The 17,696-nt window shown below is 55.6% G+C and carries 15 protein-coding genes; 11 read left to right on the forward strand and 4 right to left on the reverse strand.

The features are described 5' to 3' along the window. Positions 1–2 precede the first annotated feature (2 nt). Together SOM40_RS08530 and ptsG are read left to right on the forward strand one after the other, a co-directional pair. The gene (locus SOM40_RS08530) at positions 3–797 is read left to right on the forward strand and encodes a metal-dependent hydrolase (protein ID WP_106992743.1); all 795 of its coding nucleotides are present in this window, start codon (positions 3–5) and stop codon (positions 795–797) included. A gap of 297 nt (positions 798–1,094) precedes the next feature. Further along, positions 1,095–2,528 carry a PTS glucose transporter subunit IIBC gene (gene ptsG, locus SOM40_RS08535; RefSeq protein ID WP_106992744.1) on the forward strand — a complete coding sequence of 478 codons (1,434 nt, stop codon included), beginning with the start codon at positions 1,095–1,097 and terminating at the stop codon, positions 2,526–2,528. 186 nt (positions 2,529–2,714) lie between these two features. Here the strand turns inward: ptsG and fhuE are convergent, their stop codons facing one another. Beyond that, complete coding sequence (gene fhuE / locus SOM40_RS08540; RefSeq protein ID WP_225759065.1) at positions 2,715–4,901, reverse strand: ferric-rhodotorulic acid/ferric-coprogen receptor FhuE; 2,187 nt, start codon at positions 4,899–4,901, stop codon at positions 2,715–2,717. A 355-nt stretch (positions 4,902–5,256) separates the two neighbouring features. On the opposite strand from fhuE, the gene hinT reads away from it, so the two are divergent. The 8 genes from hinT (at position 5,257) to SOM40_RS08580 (ending at position 11,344) form a co-directional block, all read left to right on the forward strand. After that, a complete protein-coding gene (gene hinT / locus SOM40_RS08545) occupies positions 5,257–5,616 on the forward strand; it encodes a purine nucleoside phosphoramidase (RefSeq protein WP_146145498.1) in 360 nt (119 codons plus the stop codon). 1 nt (position 5,617) lies between these two features. Then, positions 5,618–5,992 (forward strand): YcfL family putative periplasmic lipoprotein, encoded by a 375-nt coding sequence (locus SOM40_RS08550; protein WP_106992747.1) that lies wholly within the window; start codon positions 5,618–5,620, stop codon positions 5,990–5,992. Between the two features lie 10 nt (positions 5,993–6,002). Continuing rightward, complete coding sequence (gene lpoB / locus SOM40_RS08555) at positions 6,003–6,650, forward strand: penicillin-binding protein activator LpoB (protein WP_106992748.1); 648 nt, start codon at positions 6,003–6,005, stop codon at positions 6,648–6,650. Further along, a complete protein-coding gene (gene thiK, locus SOM40_RS08560) occupies positions 6,631–7,455 on the forward strand; it encodes a thiamine kinase (protein ID WP_320529775.1) in 825 nt (274 codons plus the stop codon). The genes lpoB and thiK overlap by 20 nt, the downstream gene beginning before the upstream one ends. An 11-nt stretch (positions 7,456–7,466) precedes the next feature. Further along, positions 7,467–8,492, forward strand: coding sequence for a beta-N-acetylhexosaminidase (gene nagZ, locus SOM40_RS08565; RefSeq protein ID WP_320457056.1), 1,026 nt, complete (start codon positions 7,467–7,469; stop codon positions 8,490–8,492). Positions 8,493–8,526: 34 nt separating this feature from the next. Next, positions 8,527–9,069 (forward strand): alpha/beta hydrolase YcfP, encoded by a 543-nt coding sequence (gene ycfP / locus SOM40_RS08570; protein WP_106992751.1) that lies wholly within the window; start codon positions 8,527–8,529, stop codon positions 9,067–9,069. Between the two features lie 233 nt (positions 9,070–9,302). Further along, positions 9,303–10,607, forward strand: coding sequence for an NAD(P)/FAD-dependent oxidoreductase (locus SOM40_RS08575; protein WP_166182157.1), 1,305 nt, complete (start codon positions 9,303–9,305; stop codon positions 10,605–10,607). Positions 10,608–10,804: 197 nt separating this feature from the next. Beyond that, positions 10,805–11,344, forward strand: a complete 540-nt coding sequence (locus tag SOM40_RS08580; protein ID WP_106992753.1) for a glycine zipper 2TM domain-containing protein — start codon at positions 10,805–10,807, stop codon at positions 11,342–11,344. A 480-nt stretch (positions 11,345–11,824) separates the two neighbouring features. Here the strand turns inward: SOM40_RS08580 and SOM40_RS08585 are convergent, their stop codons facing one another. After that, positions 11,825–12,460, reverse strand: coding sequence for a TetR/AcrR family transcriptional regulator (locus SOM40_RS08585; RefSeq protein ID WP_106992754.1), 636 nt, complete (start codon positions 12,458–12,460; stop codon positions 11,825–11,827). A gap of 240 nt (positions 12,461–12,700) precedes the next feature. Between SOM40_RS08585 and bhsA the strand changes: the two genes are divergently transcribed. Continuing rightward, the gene (bhsA, locus tag SOM40_RS08590) at positions 12,701–12,958 is read left to right on the forward strand and encodes a multiple stress resistance protein BhsA (RefSeq protein ID WP_106992755.1); all 258 of its coding nucleotides are present in this window, start codon (positions 12,701–12,703) and stop codon (positions 12,956–12,958) included. 75 nt (positions 12,959–13,033) lie between these two features. On the opposite strand, the gene ldtC is transcribed toward bhsA, so the two are convergent. Beyond that, positions 13,034–13,987 carry a L,D-transpeptidase LdtC gene (gene ldtC, locus SOM40_RS08595; RefSeq protein WP_225759063.1) on the reverse strand — a complete coding sequence of 318 codons (954 nt, stop codon included), beginning with the start codon at positions 13,985–13,987 and terminating at the stop codon, positions 13,034–13,036. Between the two features lie 152 nt (positions 13,988–14,139). Beyond that, entirely contained in the window at positions 14,140–17,586 is a 3,447-nt protein-coding gene (gene mfd / locus SOM40_RS08600) for a transcription-repair coupling factor (protein WP_312078269.1), read from the reverse strand. Positions 17,587–17,696: the final 110 nt, after the last annotated feature.

Below are 17,696 nucleotides of genomic sequence, written 5' to 3' on the forward strand. Positions count from 1 at the left end.
TTATGTTTTTAGTCGACTCACACTGCCATCTTGATGGCCTGGATTATCAATCCCTGCATAAAAACGTCGATGACGTGCTGGCGAAAGCCGCCGCCCGCGATGTGAAATTTTGTCTGGCGGTCGCCACGACGTTACCTGGTTACAAATCCATGCGCGAGCTGGTGGGCGTGCGCGACAACGTGGTCTTCTCCTGCGGCGTGCATCCTCTGAATCAGGATGAGGCGTACGACGTTGAAGATCTGCGCCGTCTGGCGGCGGAAGAGGGCGTGGTCGCGATGGGTGAAACCGGGCTGGATTATTTCTACACCCCGGAAACCAAAGCCCGCCAGCAGGAATCGTTCCGCGACCATATCCGCATTGGCCGGGAGCTGAACAAACCGGTGATTGTCCACACCCGCGACGCGCGCGCCGATACGCTGGCGATCCTGTACGAAGAAAAGGTGACGGATTGCGGCGGCGTACTACACTGTTTCACTGAAGACAGAGAAACAGCGGGTAAGCTGCTGGATTTGGGTTTTTATATCTCGTTTTCCGGGATCGTGACGTTCCGTAACGCCGAGCAGCTTCGTGATGCTGCGCGCTACGTGCCGCTCGATCGCATGCTGGTGGAAACAGATTCCCCTTATCTGGCTCCGGTACCGCATCGCGGCAAAGAGAACCAACCCGCGATGACACGGGACGTGGCCGAGTATATGGCCGTTTTGAAAGGCGTCGAGGTTGAAGAACTGGCACGCATCACCACTGATAACTTTGCCAGCCTGTTTCACATCGATCCCTCCCGCCTGCAATCTGCCTGATTAATCTATTTTTTTATGGCTCGTAATTAATAGCCAAAACGAGTAAAGTTCACCGCCCATGTGGGGGCGGTGAAGAGCTTTCTGGAAACATTTGGCAATTAATTTTGTAAAAATCTGAAAGTTTTTCAGCTACCCTGCGCTGAAACGTGATAGCCGTCAAACAAAAATACGCGGATTTATTTTACTCTGTGTAATAAATAAAGGGCGCTTAGATGTCCTGTCCACGGCACGGTTCTCCCCCCGGGCCAATGCGTGAAAACGTAAAAAAAGCACAAATACTCAGGAGCACTCTCAATTATGTTTAAGAATGCATTTGCTAACCTGCAGAAGGTCGGTAAATCGCTGATGCTGCCGGTATCCGTACTGCCTATCGCAGGTATCCTGCTGGGCGTCGGTTCTGCAAACTTCAGCTGGCTGCCAGCCGTAGTTTCTCATGTGATGGCCGAAGCAGGCGGTTCTGTTTTTGCTAATATGCCACTGATCTTCGCCATCGGCGTTGCGCTTGGCTTCACCAATAACGACGGCGTATCTGCGCTGGCCGCTGTAGTTGCATACGGCATCATGGTTAAGACCATGGCTGTGGTTGCACCTCTGGTTCTGCACTTGCCACCTGAAGAGATCGCGTCAAAACACCTGGCTGACACCGGTGTTCTGGGCGGTATTATCTCGGGTGCTATTGCGGCATATATGTTTAACCGCTTCTATCGCATCAAGCTGCCTGAGTATCTGGGCTTCTTTGCAGGCAAGCGTTTCGTTCCAATCATCTCTGGTCTGGCGGCGATCTTCACTGGTGTGATCCTCTCCTTCATCTGGCCACCGATTGGTTCCGCAATCCAGACCTTCTCCCAGTGGGCTGCGTACCAGAACCCGGTTGTGGCGTTCGGTATCTACGGCTTCATTGAGCGTTGCCTGGTGCCATTTGGTCTGCACCACATCTGGAACGTTCCTTTCCAGATGCAGATCGGCGAATACACCAACGCAGCAGGTCAGGTCTTCCACGGCGACATCCCTCGCTACATGGCAGGCGACCCAACTGCAGGCAAACTGTCTGGCGGCTTCCTGTTCAAAATGTACGGCCTGCCGGCTGCTGCGATTGCAATCTGGCACTCTGCTAAACCAGAGAACCGTGCAAAAGTGGGCGGTATCATGATCTCCGCCGCGCTGACCTCGTTCCTGACCGGTATCACCGAGCCGATCGAGTTCTCCTTCATGTTCGTTGCGCCGATCCTGTACATCATCCACGCGGTGCTGGCTGGCCTGGCGTTCCCAATCTGTATCCTGCTGGGTATGCGTGACGGTACCTCCTTCTCGCACGGTCTGATCGACTTTATCGTTCTGTCCGGTAACAGCAGCAAACTGTGGCTGTTCCCAATCGTGGGTGCGTGCTACGCGGTGGCGTACTACACCATCTTCCGCGTGCTGATCAAAGCACTGGACCTGAAAACACCAGGTCGTGAAGATGCATCTGACGACGTTAAAGCGACCGGCACCAGCGAAATGGCTCCGGCACTGGTTGCAGCGTTCGGCGGTAAAGAGAACATCACTAACCTGGACGCGTGTATCACTCGTCTGCGTGTGAGCGTTGCTGATATCGCGAAAGTTGACCAGCCGGGTCTGAAAAAACTGGGCGCAGCGGGCGTAGTTGTTGCAGGTTCCGGTGTACAGGCTATCTTCGGTACTAAATCCGATAACCTGAAAACCGAAATGGATGAGTACATCCGCGGCAACTAAGTTGTGACCTGGGGAGACTAAGGCAGCCGAATGGCTGCCTTTTTTATTGCCTGTGGTTGGGGAAATGCCGGGTGGCGGCTGCGCCTTACCCGGCCTACAAAAGCTCAGACCGTAGGCCGGGTAAGCGTAGCGCCACCCGGCACAAAAAAGGGAGCCATTTGGCTCCCTTAGACGTCTGATGATTTATCAGAACTGATAGCTTGCGGTCAGGCTCACGTTACGCGGTTCGCCATACACAATTTCGCCTTCAACGTTGGTGTCGTAGGTCTTATCGAAGAGGTTATTCAGATTACCCTGCAGGGAGAAGTTCTTCGTGACCTGGTAACGAGTGAATAGATCCACCAGCGCGTAGCTGCCCTGCGATGCACGCCAGGTACCGTAAGGCGTGTCCTGGTAGGTGTAGACGCTGTTCTGCCAGTTAACCCCACCGCCAACGGTCAGCTCAGGCATCGCCGGCAGACGGTAGCTGGTAAACAGTTTTACGGTCGTGCGTGGCAGCTGCGGGTTTACCGCCTTGCCGTTGTTATCTTCCGCAACATAACGCGTTGCACCAAAGGTCATCTGCCAGTTATCCGTCAGCGCGCCGTTGATTTCAAACTCAACGCCTTTACTCACGGTACCGTCTACGCTCTCGTAAGCCACATCCGTGGAGCCCTGAATGGTCCGGCCGGTGCTTTGTCCCAGATTATCCTGCTCAATGCGGAACACGGACAGCGTGGTGGTCAGACGGCTGTTCATCCAGTCGGATTTCAGGCCCGCTTCGTAGTTATTCCCGGTGATCGGATCAAGATATTTGCCCGAGCTGTCGCGGTAGTTCTGCGGCTGGAAGATTGAGGTATAGCTGGCGTAGGCAGACCAGTTGTCATTGATGTCGTAAACCAGACCCGCATAAGGCGTGGTGTGATTTTTCTCCATACCGTAGGTCAGGGTGTCAACGCTCCAGTTGGTATAACGGGCGCCAAGGATCAAATGCAAAGGATCGGCCAGTGAAATGCGCGTCGCGGCATACAGCGATTTCATATTGGTGGTGTCATCCTGAGCCAGCGACTGCGATCCCCAGTTGGTTTCTGGGAAGTAACCGTTATAGTCGTAGAAGCTACCGAACTCATCCGGGTAGACGTTAGCCCATGAGTTGGTGTAACGGTTGGTCTGACGACTGAAGCTGCCGCCAATCATCATGGTGTGCTGGCGACCCAGCAGCTCGTAACCGCCATCAGCAAACAGGTCTACCGCATCGACTTTACGTTTGCCGCTGTTCCAGCCGGTGCCGCCAATGTAATCATAACCTGCACCATAGTTCGAATAAGGGCCTTCCAGCATGCCGGTGCTCTTATTCACAAAGGCATCGATATACATCGCTTTGCTGTCGAATTTCGCTTCGGTATGGGTCGCATTCAGGGTGGCCTGCCAGTCGTCGGCAAAGCGCTGCTTCAGAGTGAAGAAGACCTTATTGAACTCTTTGTCGTTGTAAGCCCAGTCTGGAGACGTGCTGTGTGCGCGATCGTAATGTTTGGTGCTGCCATCGGTGTTCCAGCGCGGCAAACCACCCCAGGTCTGGTTATTGATGTCGATACGCTGATATTCGTAACCAGCGGACAGCGAGGTGCTGGTGCCCAGGTCGGCGTCCAGAATACCGGAGAAGAAGGTGCGCTTCTGATTGTAGTTATCGAGCCAGGAGTCGCTGTCCTGATAACCCGCCACGATGCGGCTGCGCAGATTGCCGTCTTCCGTTAGCGGGCTTTGCATATCCATGACGTAACGTTGTTTGTTCCAGCTGCCGTATTCTGCCGACAGATTGGCCTTAAATTCGCGGCTGGTGGCATGCTTACGCACCATATTGATGGCTGCGGACGGGTTGCCTGTGCCGGTCATCAGGCCGTTGGCGCCGCGTACCACTTCCACCCGCTCAAACAGCGCGGTGTCAGACTGAGAATCACCCAGATTCCAGCGTGATTCGAAATAGGTCGGGATGCCGTCGACCATGTAGTTGTCGATTTCGAACCCACGGGAGTAAAAATTGCTGCGATCGGAGTCCGTGGTGCTTTTGCTGATCCCCATCGTGTTATCCATCACGTCGCCCAGGGTCTGCAGCTGTTGGTCTTCCATGCGTTGTTCGCTGACGATCGTGACCGACTGCGGAATATCACGCTGCACCATCTGCATTTTGGTGCCCGCGGTGGTGGTTTTTACGCTGTAGTCCTGGCTTTCGTCAGCGGTACCCGACGGCGTGGAACCGTCAACAATAACGGTCTCTTCAGCCGGCGCGGCAAAACTGGCAACAGGAGTCAACGCGAAAGCAATACAGGCTGCCAGCAGCGAGGGTTTAGCGACAGGCTGGCGTTGCCCGTCCCTGGTATAATTCATGAAAGACATCAACAAACCTTTCTGAGTGAAGTGTGAATGTGATGCCCCAGATCCGTAAGCACAGTCTGAGGTCGTTTTCTATGTATAAAATGCGCATGTAAATGCAAATGCGAAATATACGCATTGTGATTAAACCTGTAAACAGACGTTTCAGGCGTATCTGAAATTATGTTTTAAGATTTAAGGGGAGGGCGCGGCGAGCGGCAGCGTATAAATTGCACTATAAGGAAAGAATTCGAGGGATAAGGTTGAAAGGATTAGAGAAAGTCGCTCATACTCTTAAGTCGCGTCACATAATATTGCGCCTGCGCCGAGGGTGTTGTCTCCGGGCACGTCGCCAGATTAAATGAACAAGGAAAATCTCATGGCTGAAGAAACCATTTTCAGTAAAATTATCCGTCGCGAGATCCCGGCGGATATCGTCTATCAGGATGAACTGGTTACCGCTTTTCGCGATATTTCTCCCCAGGCACCCACCCACATCCTCATTATTCCTAATATTCTGATTCCGACGGTAAATGACGTGAAAACTGAGCATGAACTGGCTTTAGGCCGTATGCTGACAGTAGCCGCGAAAATTGCTGAGCAGGAAGGCGTGGCAGAAGACGGTTATCGTTTGATCATGAACTGCAACCGCCACGGTGGTCAGGAAGTTTATCATATTCATATGCATCTGCTCGGCGGTCGCCCGCTGGGACCGATGCTGGCGCATAAAGGTCTTTAACATGCCTGCAGGACGGATTGCGATGCTGTTCATGGTGATGGCTCTGGTGGGATGTAAATCTCAGCCAGCGATCCCTGTCAATGATGAGCAAACGCTGGTAATGGAATCATCAGTGCTGGCGGCAGGAATTACTGCCGACAAGCCTTCGCTAACGATCAGTGAAATTCAACCATCCGCTTCCTCTGTGCTGTTCAATGAAAGAGATGAGGCGATTACCGTCCATTACCGTTTTTTCTGGTATGACGCCCGTGGCCTGGAAATGCATCCACTTGAGGCACCGCGCAGCGTGACAATCCCGGCGAATTCGTCGGTCAAACTTTACGGCAGCGCAAACTATCTTGGCGCGCATAAGGTCAGACTTTATCTATATCTCTAAGGGGTGAATTTTGATTAAAAACATCAGTCGTTACACGCTTGTCACGGCTTTTGCACTGTTCCTGTCGGGCTGTATCAGCCGCACTGAGCAACCACCTGCACCGGTAGAAGAGGTGAAACCGGGCGTTGAGCAGCCGGTTCAACCGACCCAGCCTGTGCCAACCGTACCTACCGTGCCGTCCGTCCCTGAGCAACCAGGCCCGATCGAGCATCAGGAACCCGCTCAGCCTGCACCGCGTGAGCGTCATTACGACTGGAACGGGGCGATGCAGCCGATGGTCGGTAAGATGTTGCAGGCCCAGGGCGTCAACGCTGGCAGCGTGCTGCTGGTGGACAGCGTCAACAACCGTACCAACGGCAGCCTGAATGCCGGGGAAGCTACCGAAACGCTGCGCAATGCGCTGGCGAACAACGGCAAGTTTACCCTGGTGTCCGCGCAGCAGCTGGCGGTGGCCAAGCAGCAGTTGGGCCTTTCTCCGCAGGACAGCCTGGGCTCGCGCAGTAAAGCTATCGGCATTGCCCGCAACGTAGGGGCGCAATATGTCCTCTACTCAAGCGCGACCGGCAACGTCAACTCGCCAGCGCTGCAGATGCAGCTGATGCTGGTTCAGACAGGTGAAATTATCTGGTCGGGTAAAGGTGCAGTTCAGCAACAGTAATCTGACGCGCGACACACTGCTGTCGCGCTTTTTCCCGCAGTATCGCCTTATCGCGCCGCAGACCCACGCCGGGTTGAGCGGCGCGAGTTGCATTATTGAGCACGCCGGACAACGCCTGGTGCTGCGTCAGTATCATGCCGCGCTGGCCACGCCAGCCCATTTTCGCCGCCAGTACCATGCGCTCCGCCATCTTCCCGCCGACATTGCCCCTCAGCCCCGCTTTTACAGCCCTGGCTGGATTGCGGTCGATTATCTGACCGGTGAGATCAAAACCAGGTTGCCCGCCGCATCCCCGTTGGCTGCGATGCTGTATCATCTGCATCAACAGCGCCGATTCGGATGGCGAATCACTCTGGCCCCGCTGTTGGAGCAGTACTGGCTGCAGGCCTCGCCGTCCCGACGTACGCCGTTATGGCTACGATGGCATAAGCGGCTGCAAAAACGGGGTGAGCCGCGACCGCTGCGACTGGCACCGCTGCACATGGACGTTCATGCAGGTAATATCGTGCATACGGCCACCGGCTGTCGGCTGCTGGACTGGGAATATGCCGGAGACGGCGACGTTGCCCTGGAGCTGGCCAGCGTCTGGACAGAGAGTGACGCCCAGCGTCAGCAGCTGCTCGCCGCCTACAGCGAGATCGCGCGGCTCGATCTCTCCCGGCTGCAACGCCAGGTGAATCGCTGGCACCCCTGGGTGCTGATGCTGATGGCAGGCTGGTTTGAGCTGCGCTGGCAACAATCGCAAGATAAACAATTTATTACGCTGGCCGATGAGATCTGGCGCCAGCTTGAAACGACAGAATAAGAGAGGTTTGTGTGGGTCCGGTCATGTTGGATGTGGAAGGTTATGAGCTGGATGCAGAGGAGCGCGAGATTCTGGCGCATCCGCTGGTGGGTGGCCTGATCCTGTTTACGCGCAATTATCACGATCCGGCGCAGCTGCGGGAGCTGGTACGCCAGATCCGCGAGGCTTCTCATCACCGTCTGGTGGTGGCAGTGGATCAGGAGGGAGGCCGCGTACAGCGTTTTCGCGACGGGTTTACCCGTCTGCCCGCAGCCCAGTCCTTTGCAGCGTTGCTCGGCCTGGAAGAGGGCGGCAAACTGGCGCAGGAGGCCGGCTGGCTGATGGCCAGCGAGATGATCGCCATGGATATTGATATCAGCTTCGCCCCGGTACTGGATGTGGGCCATATCAGCGCCGCCATTGGGGAGCGTGCTTACCACGAGGAGCCGCAGAAAGCGTTGCAGGTCGCCACCCGCTTTATCGACGGGATGCGCGAGGCTGGTATGAAAACCACCGGCAAACACTTCCCGGGTCATGGTGCCGTTACGGCGGATTCTCATAAAGAGACCCCGCGCGACCCGCGCCCAGAGGCGGAGATCCGCGCCCGGGATATGTCGATTTTCAAATCGCTCATTACCGACAACAAGCTCGATGCCATCATGCCTGCGCATGTGATCTACACCGATGTTGATCCGCGTCCGGCCAGCGGTTCATCGCACTGGCTGAAAACCGTCCTGCGTCAGGAGCTGGGCTTCAACGGCGTGATTTTCTCTGACGATTTGTCCATGGAAGGGGCGGCGATCATGGGCAGCTATGCGGAACGCGGTCAGGCGTCGCTGGATGCGGGTTGCGATATGATCCTGGTCTGCAATAATCGTAAAGGCGCAGTGAGCGTGTTAGATAACCTGTCGCCGATCAAGGCTGAACGTGTTACACAATTGTATCATAAAGGTTCTTTTAGCCGTCAGGAGCTGCGGGATACAGCACGCTGGAAATCGGTGAATGCGCAGCTTGAGGCGCTTCATGAGCGCTGGCAAGCGCATAAAGCGGGGCAATAACCCCTCCTGGCAAGCGTAGTGTGGCGAGGATACGATGATCATCTATTTGCACGGTTTTGATTCGAACAGTCCCGGTAATCACGAGAAGGTCCTGCAGTTGCAGTTTATCGACCCGGATGTGCGGCTGATTAGCTACAGCACGCGTCATCCGAAGCATGATATGCAACATCTGCTGAAGGAAGTGGATAAAATGTTGCAGCTGAATATCGACGAGCGTCCATTGATCTGCGGCGTCGGCCTGGGAGGATACTGGGCGGAGCGGATTGGGTTCTTGTGTGATATTCGTCAGGTAGTGTTCAATCCAAACCTGTTCCCGAACGAGAACATGGAAGGCAAGATCGACAGGCCGGAAGAGTATGTCGATATCGCCACCAAGTGCGTCAGCAACTTTCGCGAGAAGAACCGCGATCGCTGTCTGGTGATCCTCTCCCGCAACGATGAGGCGCTGAATAGCCCGCGTGCCGCGGAACTGCTGCACCCTTACTACGAAATTGTCTGGGATGAAGAGCAGACGCATAAGTTCAAGAATATTGCCCCCCATCTGCAGCGCATCAAAGCGTTCAAGACCTTAGGTTAATTCCTGATTTCACCTCAAGCCCGGCCACGTAACGTGAGCCGGGCTCTCTTTTTGCTAAGCTTGAGTGAATTTTAAGCGGCAAAACTTGATGCACATCAATTTTGGTATGACCAATGCACCGAACATGTTATTCTCATGACGGTTGAATGGTTTCAGTGATGTAACTTGTTGTTAATTAAAGGTTATTTTCATAACTTTTAATTAACAATTGGTTAATAATTTAGGGGGTCACGTTGACTACGCCATTGAAAAAGATAGTGATTGTGGGTGGTGGTGCTGGCGGTCTGGAACTGGCTACGCAGTTAGGTAAGAAGCTTGGACGCGGTAAAAAAGCCAAGGTTACGCTGGTCGATCGCAACCACAGCCACCTGTGGAAACCGCTGCTGCACGAAGTGGCTACCGGTTCACTGGATGAGGGCGTTGACGCGCTGAGCTATCTGGCGCATGCACGCAACCACGGCTTCCAGTTCCAGCTGGGCTCGGTGATGGATATCAACCGTGAAAGCAAAACCATTACCCTGGCTGAGCTGCGCGATGAGAAGGGCGAGCTGCTGGTACCGGAGCGCAAGCTGGCGTATGACACGCTGGTGATGGCGCTGGGCAGTACCTCTAACGACTTCAACACCCCGGGCGTGAAAGAGCACTGCATCTTCCTCGATAACCCACACCAGGCGCGTCGTTTCCATCAGGAGATGCTCAACCTGTTCCTGAAATACTCCAATAACCTTGGCGCAAACGGCAAGGTGAACATCGCCATCGTTGGCGGCGGGGCGACCGGCGTGGAGCTCTCTGCGGAGCTGCATAACGCGGTCAAACAGCTGCACAGCTACGGCTACAAAGGGTTAACCAACGACGCGCTGAACGTGACGCTGGTGGAAGCCGGTGAACGTATTCTGCCTGCACTGCCGCCGCGCATCTCCGGCGCAGCTCACAGCGAGCTGACCAAGATGGGCGTACGCGTTCTGACCCAGACCATGGTCACCAGCGCCGATGAGCAGGGTCTGCATACCAAAGATGGCGAACACATCAAAGCCGATCTGATGGTCTGGGCCGCGGGCATCAAGGCACCTGATTTCATGAAAGAGATTGGCGGTCTGGAAACCAACCGCATTAACCAGCTGGTGGTTGAGCCGACGCTGCAAACCACCCGCGATCCGGACATTTACGCTATCGGTGACTGCGCCTCCTGCGCGCGTCCGGAAGGCGGGTTCGTACCACCGCGCGCTCAGGCCGCTCACCAGATGGCCAGCCTGGCGCTGCATAATATTCTGGCGCAGGCGAAAGGCAAAACCCTGAAGAACTACGTCTACAAAGACCACGGTTCCCTGGTGTCGCTCTCTAACTTCTCCACCGTCGGCAGTCTTATGGGCAACCTGATGCGCGGTTCGATGATGGTAGAAGGGCGTATCGCACGCTTCGTCTATATCTCGCTGTACCGTATGCACCAGGTTGCGCTGCACGGTTACTTCAAAACCGGGCTGATGATGCTGGTTGGCAGCATCAACCGCGTGATCCGACCGCGTCTGAAACTGCACTAAGAACCAAGCCCCTCCGCGGTCGCCGGAGGGGCTTTTTCAGCATATCACACTGCTAATTCCCCCTCAGAAGCCTAAGAGTTCTCCTAATCAGGCTGTTTTCCCGCTTCTTCCCACATTTTTACTCCCTTATCTGATTTGCTAACGACCTGCTTTGGTTGCAGAATTGTTACTAATAGCAATAAAAAGGAGGTTGTCCCATGAATAAATCCATGGTGGCAGGTATAGGGATTGGCGTGGCTGCCGCGTTAGGCGTGGCGGCAGTTGCCAGTCTCAATGTCTTTGAACGTGGCCCACAGTATGCGCAGGTCGTTTCGGCAACACCGATTAAAGAGACGGTTAAAACACCCCGTCAGGAGTGCCGGAACGTGACCGTGACGCACCGTCGTCCGGTGCAGGATGAAAACCGCATCGCGGGTTCCGTACTGGGTGCGGTAGCGGGCGGCGTGATTGGTCATCAGTTTGGTGGCGGACGCGGCAAAGATGTCGCCACGGTGGTGGGCGCGCTGGGCGGTGGTTATGCCGGCAATCAGGCGCAGGGCGCACTGCAGGAGCGTGATACTTACACCTCGACGCAGCAGCGTTGTAAAACGGTGTATGACAAGTCAGAAAAAATGCTCGGCTACGATGTGACGTACAAAATTGGCGATCAGCAGGGCAAGATCCGTATGGATAAAGATCCCGGCACGCAAATCCCCCTTAACAGTGATGGTCAGCTGGTACTGAATAACAAAGCATAAAAAAATCTGTTCTCTGCGTTTAGCTCCCCATTCGCTCAGGCTGGGGAGCTTTTTTTGCGCATAAAAAAGACCTTAGCAGCCGCGCGACTCACGGCAGGAATAAGGTCTTTCCGGGGTAGTGACTGGGCTACAGGGGTTAAAGGTCAAACTCGTTATATTGTCTCAGTAATAAAAATCCTGTTATCAGGACAGACAAGAAAGCAAATAAAACTGACCCACCACATAAGACCCAGAGACCGAATAACAATGTGATCACCATTAACACCTTGAAAAATGGTAATAGCAAAATCATTTTTATTCTCCTTCTGAATGTGAATAGCCAGAACAGCTCCGTTATGACCTATGCGCCTAACCATTAGCACATCAATAATCACCCGTTAAGGATAGCAAGCGGCAAAGATGCGGTGATAGATTTTACCTATCTTTAAGCAGATTTGTCTGAAAGTGGGGCGGGAGCAGGGCGGAAAACCGCCCTGCGGATCAAGCTTTCAGGAGTTCAGGCCACAGGCGCAGGGTGATCTGCGTGATGGTCTGCAGTTTTTCCAGGCTGGCACCTTCCCGGGCGCTGATCGACATTCCCTGCAAAATGCAGCTCAGGTACTGGGCCAGTTTTTGCGGATCGCAGTGTACGGGGATCTCACCGCGCTGCTGGCGCTGTTCGAGGAACCGGCACAGCGTCTCCTCCTGCATCGCATGGCGCGATTTAACCGTGTGGGCAATCTCTTCTGATGACGCCGCCAGCGTGGCTGACGTGTTAATCATAAAGCAGCCTGCGGGCGTCTCTTTGCTGGTAAAGCAGGTCGCCACCGCGGTGAAGTAGTCTTCCAGCGCATCTTCGACACGCTTCTCTTCGCAGAACAGCTGCGCTTCATGGCGGGCGGCGAAACGGCTGATATAGCGATCCAGCACCGCGCGGAACAGCCCCTCTTTATTAGTAAATTCTGCATACAGCGTAGGCGCTTTAGCCCCGGTCGCTGCGACCAGGTCGGCCAGCGATGTGGCTTCATACCCATGCTGCCAGAACAGCGTCATGGCCTTATCCAGCGCCGCTTCCCTGTCGAACACTTTTGGTCGGCCACGGCTTTTCTTTGCGCAACGCGTATCATCGGTTGTCATGAGCCGTTGTACCTCTGTTGGTTTGTTGAACGACCATTATAAAAATAATCCCTCTTTGCAGCCAGCGCTGAATTCATAAAATTAATTTCATTATATCAATATGAATTTTAAAGGTTTTAAATTTATTTTAACGATCGTTATAAAAAGAATTTGACCGTGATGCAGATCACATTTATCATTTAGTTATCGATCGTTAAGTTAATGCTTACGACATCCTGTCACTTGCATAAGGTTCTTATCATGAAAAATGTAAAAACACTGATCGCCGCTGCCGTACTAAGCTCACTCTCGTTTGCCAGCTTCGCCGCTGTACAGGTTCAGTCTACCCCTGCCGATCAACAAAAAGTGGGTACGATTTCCGCGAATGGTGGGACTAACCTTGGCTCTCTGGAAAGCCAGTTAGCGCAAAAAGCGGAAGAGATGGGTGCTAAATCTTACCGTATCACCTCTGTTACCGGCCCGAACACCCTGCACGGTACTGCGGTGATCTACAAATAAGCATGGCTTAACCCTCATTAATGCCACTGCGAAAAAAAGCTCTGCGATTGCAGAGCTTTTTTTTATCTCTAAGGCTTACAGAGCCTGAACCTCCGAATGGCGAGTAACATCCACCGGCATTCCCGAGCGGGCTTCCATCGCACGCTCCATCACCGTTTCGTCTGCGCTGGCTTTAAAGCCCTGCTGGGCACCATTCAACACAATCGGCAAGGTCTGCGGATCGTCATTCAACTGTTTCGACAGGGGTTGATGTACCTCCACCAGCCGCACGCCGCCGGGCTCTTCCGACACCTTGATCGGCGTATTCATGATATTCACTTTGGTGCCGGGCTGAATAACGCGGAACAGCGTCTCGATGTCATTGTCACGCAGGCGAATACAGCCGGAGCTGACGCGCATGCCAATGCCAAAATCGGCGTTGGTGCCGTGCAGGAGATAAACGCCACCGTAGGCCGCAAGGCGGATCGCATGATGCCCCATCGGGTTTTCCGGCCCGGCAGGCACTACCGCAGGCAGGTCAATGCCCTGGGCTTTATAGCGGGCACGGATATTGGCGGTCGGGGTCCAGGTGGGGTTAGCGCGTTTATCCGACACCGTGGTCACCATGGTTGGCGTCAGCGTATCGCCCCCCAGTTGGCCAATGCCGATGGGGTAAACCGTGACCTCATTTTTACCCGGCGGGTAATAGTAGAGACGCAGCTCGGCAAGGTTAATCACAAGTCCTTCCCGCGGCGCATCGGGAAGCAGGGTCTGCAGCGGAATGGTCAGCACGCTGCCCGCGCGGGGTACATAGGGATCCACGCCGGGGTTAGCCTGCAGCAGCGCCAGAAAGCCGACGTTATATTTTTTGGCAATCGCTTCCAGCGAGCCGCCGTCATTTTCCACCACATGAAAGCGGTTTTCGCCCACCAACCGGCTGCCCGCCGGGGGCAGGGGCCAGGTATTGGCCTGCACAGGCAGAGCAAGCGCCAGGGCCGAGAGCAGCGCAACCATCGATATCCAACGGGTAAAACGCGAAGTCGTCATCATCACCAGAATCCATAGCAATAAAGATTATTGTTATCTGAAAGTTAATCGATAATTATGGCGAATAGTCGTGTCGGGAAATCCAGGTGGATTGCAAAGAGTTGTAAATTGCGCGGGAAATAAGGCCGGGCGATCGCAGGATCGCCCGGGAGGGGTCAGGCGACGGCGTTCTCTTCCAGCTGTCGCATAAAATTACGCACCCAGTCCATACGGATTTTCCGTTCCGCCAGGTCCTGGGTGAATTTCAGACGCGTCGGGCCGTCCAGGCGATAATGCTGAGGCTGTTTCTGCAGCAGGCCGATCAGCCACATCGGATCAACATGGTTCTTCTCAGCAAACTCAATCATGCCGCCTTTGTCATTCCCTTCCAGCTTGCGGATCCCCAGCTTCTGCGCCTGCTGGCGTAAGCGGGCAATATCCAGCAGGTTGCGCGCCGGATCCGGCAGTAAACCAAAGCGGTCAATCAGCTCCACCTTAATCTCGTCGAGGCTGGCTTCATCTTTAGCGCTGGCAATGCGTTTATAGAATGACAGACGCGTATTCACATCCGGGATAAAGTCATCCGGCAGCAGGGCAGGCATCCGCAGTTCCACCTCCGTTTGCTGGTTGGTGAGATCTTCCAGCGACGGCTCGCGCCCTGCCTTCAGGGCATCGACGGCGTTTTCCAGCAGCTCCATATACAGCTGGAAACCGATGGTCTCCATCGAGCCGCTCTGATCTTCCCCGAGCAGCTCGCCCGCACCGCGGATCTCAAGGTCGTGGGTCGCCAGCGCAAAGCCGGCACCCAGATCTTCCAGCGAGGCGATGGCTTCAAGACGTTTTTGCGCATCGGTGGTCATCGCTTTCGGATGCGGGGTCATCAGCCAGGCATAGGCCTGATGGTGTGAACGCCCGACGCGACCGCGAAGCTGGTGAAGCTGGGCCAGGCCGAAGTGATCCGCCCGCTCAATAATGATGGTATTGGCGGTAGGAATATCGATCCCGGTTTCGATGATCGTGGTGCAGACCAGCACGTTAAAGCGCTGGTGGTGGAAATCGTTCATCACCCGTTCCAGCTCGCGCTCGCGCATCTGCCCGTGGCCGATGGCGATGCGTGCTTCCGGCACCAGCTCCGCCAGCCGGTCGGCCGCTTTCTGAATATTCTCCACGTCGTTGTAGAGATAATAGACCTGGCCGCCGCGCAGGACTTCACGCAGGATCGCCTCGCGCACCACCAGGTTATCGTATTCGCGCACGAAGGTTTTCACCGCCAGACGACGGGCCGGTGGAGTAGCGATAATCGACAGATCGCGCATGCCGCTCATCGCCATGTTTAGCGTACGCGGGATCGGCGTGGCGGTGAGGGTCAGGATATCGACATCGGCGCGCATCGCTTTAATCCGCTCCTTATGACGCACGCCAAAGCGGTGCTCTTCGTCGACAATCAACAGGCCCAGATCTTTCCACTTCACGTCGCTCTGCAGCAGCTTGTGGGTGCCGATCAGAATGTCGATCTTACCCTCGCTGGCCTCCTCGAGGATCTGCGCCTGTTCTTTGGCGCTGCGGAAACGGGACAGCATCTCAATGCGCACCGGCCAGTTGGCAAAGCGGTCGCGGAAGTTATCGTAGTGCTGCTGCGCCAGCAGGGTAGTGGGCACCAGCACCGCCACCTGTTTGTGGTTCTCGACCGCGAGGAAGGTGGCGCGCATCGCCACTTCGGTTTTGCCGAAGCCCACGTCGCCGCACACCAGTCGGTCCATCGCCAGGGGCTGACACATGTCGCTGAGCACGGCATTGATCGCCTGAGCCTGATCCGGCGTGGTTTCAAACGGGAAGCTGTCGCAGAACAGCTGGTACTGCTCTTTATCGTGTTTAAAGGCATAGCCGGTCTTCGCCGCGCGCTGAGCGTAGATGTCCAGCAGCTCCGCCGCCACGTCACGTACTTTTTCCGCCGCTTTCTGCCGCGCCCGCGACCAGGCGTCGCCGCCGAGTTTATGCAGGGGCGCATTCTCTTCCGCACCGCCCGCGTAGCGGCTGATCAGGTGCAGAGACGACACCGGCACGTAGAGTTTGGCGTCGTTGGCGTACATCAGCATCAGGTATTCGCCCTTGATGCCGCCCGCTTCCAGGGTGGTCATCCCTGCGTAACGGCCCACGCCATGCTCGAGATGGACAATCGGCTGGCCGGGGTGCAGCTCTGCCAGGTTGCGGATCAGCGTATCCGGGTTGATGGTGCGGCGGCTGTCCTGACGACGGCGCGCCACGCGCTCCCCCAGCAGATCGCTTTCGCAGATCAGTGCCAGGTTATTGATCGTATCAATAAAGCCATGCTCGGCGGCGCCGATCATCAGATAACGCCCGGTGCCGCTGGCTTCGTCCAGACGCAGGATGCGCTTCGGCGCCACTTTGATGCGGCTGAGCAGTTCGCCCAATGCTTCACGGCGGCCTTCGCTTTCCACCGAGAAGATCACCGGCCCGGTAAAGGCCTCGAGGAACTTACGCAGGTTATCCAGCGGGGATTTATTCTGCGCCTGCACCGCGAGGTCCGGCAGCGCCTGATACGCCAGATTGGTGTTGGCAGCTTTGTCCGGCAGGTTGTCAGTTTTCAGCTGCACCCGCGGCCAGCGTTTCAGCTCGCTGAACAACTCGTCGGTGCGCAGCCACAGCAGCTCAGGCTCCAGCAGGGGACGCATCGGATCCACGCCACGGTTCTCAAACCGCGCCCGGGTTTCACTCTCAAAACGGTTAGCGCTGGCTTCCAGATCGCCGGTGTTGAGCACCAGGGTATTGGCCGGGAAGTAGCTGAACAGAGGAGGCAGTGGCTCGCTGAAGAACAGCGGCTGCCAGTATTCGATCCCCGTTGGCAGGGTGCCTTTACTCACCTGCTGGTAGATATGTTCCGCGTCGCGTTTAACCTCAAACTTATCGCGCCACTGGCTGCGGAACAGCTCAATGGCGGTTTTGTCGGTCGGGAACTCGTGCGCCGGCAGCAGGTTGATGGCCTCCACTTCCTCCAGCGTACGCTGGGTGTCGGCGTCAAACAGGCGCAGGCTGTCGATTTCGTCATCGAAGAAATCGAGACGGTACGGCAGCGCACTGCCCATGGGGAAGAGATCCAGCAGGGCACCGCGGGTGGCGTACTCCCCGTGCTCCATCACCTGATCCACATGGCGATAGCCGGCGCTGTCGAGCTGGACGCGCAGGGCATCCCGCGACAGGCGCTGGCCCTTTTTCATCACCAGCGCATGCCCGTGCAGATAGCTGTGCGGGCAGACGCGCTGCATCAGGGTATTGACCGGCACAATCAGCACGCCGCGCTGCATGGTGGGCAGCTGATAGAGCGTGGAGAGGCGCGAGGAGATGATCTCCTGGTGCGGGGAGAAGCTGTCGTAGGGCAGGGTCTCCCAGTCGGCAAGACTGGTGACCAGCTGATCGGTAAACTGGCGGATCTCATCATGCAGGCGCAGGGCGTTTTGCATGTCTGGCGCGACCAGCACCACCGGTCCCTGATGGCGCTCTGCGATCTCTGCAACCAGCGTGGCGCAGGCTGCCCCGGTCAGTTCACCCAACTGGCGTTGGTCGCCCGCTTTGCCGGGCAGGGAAAAACGATATTGTTCAGGCATGGCTTTGTCAGGATCTCTTATTGGGCATATCACTGATACACAATGTCTTTATTATCCTTGATCGTTTTACATTAGCAAATCGTAACCGCACACAGCGTGAAAAGCCCCTT

The organism is Leclercia sp. CFBP8987 (genome assembly GCF_034044995.2).
Taxonomy (GTDB): domain Bacteria; phylum Pseudomonadota; class Gammaproteobacteria; order Enterobacterales; family Enterobacteriaceae; genus Enterobacter; species Enterobacter tamurae.

What these genes read in the sequence shown, in the direction of transcription:
- SOM40_RS08530 (WP_106992743.1), top strand. Translation starts at nt 3, where the DNA reads ATGTTTTTAGTCGACTCACACTGCCATCTTGATGGCCTGGATTATCAA.
- ptsG (WP_106992744.1), top strand. Translation starts at nt 1,095, where the DNA reads ATGTTTAAGAATGCATTTGCTAACCTGCAGAAGGTCGGTAAATCGCTG.
- fhuE (WP_225759065.1), bottom strand. Translation starts at nt 4,901, where the DNA reads ATGTCTTTCATGAATTATACCAGGGACGGGCAACGCCAGCCTGTCGCT.
- hinT (WP_146145498.1), top strand. Translation starts at nt 5,257, where the DNA reads ATGGCTGAAGAAACCATTTTCAGTAAAATTATCCGTCGCGAGATCCCG.
- SOM40_RS08550 (WP_106992747.1), top strand. Translation starts at nt 5,618, where the DNA reads ATGCCTGCAGGACGGATTGCGATGCTGTTCATGGTGATGGCTCTGGTG.
- ycfP (WP_106992751.1), top strand. Translation starts at nt 8,527, where the DNA reads ATGATCATCTATTTGCACGGTTTTGATTCGAACAGTCCCGGTAATCAC.
- SOM40_RS08580 (WP_106992753.1), top strand. Translation starts at nt 10,805, where the DNA reads ATGAATAAATCCATGGTGGCAGGTATAGGGATTGGCGTGGCTGCCGCG.
- SOM40_RS08585 (WP_106992754.1), bottom strand. Translation starts at nt 12,460, where the DNA reads ATGACAACCGATGATACGCGTTGCGCAAAGAAAAGCCGTGGCCGACCA.
- bhsA (WP_106992755.1), top strand. Translation starts at nt 12,701, where the DNA reads ATGAAAAATGTAAAAACACTGATCGCCGCTGCCGTACTAAGCTCACTC.
- ldtC (WP_225759063.1), bottom strand. Translation starts at nt 13,987, where the DNA reads ATGATGACGACTTCGCGTTTTACCCGTTGGATATCGATGGTTGCGCTG.
- mfd (WP_312078269.1), bottom strand. Translation starts at nt 17,586, where the DNA reads ATGCCTGAACAATATCGTTTTTCCCTGCCCGGCAAAGCGGGCGACCAA.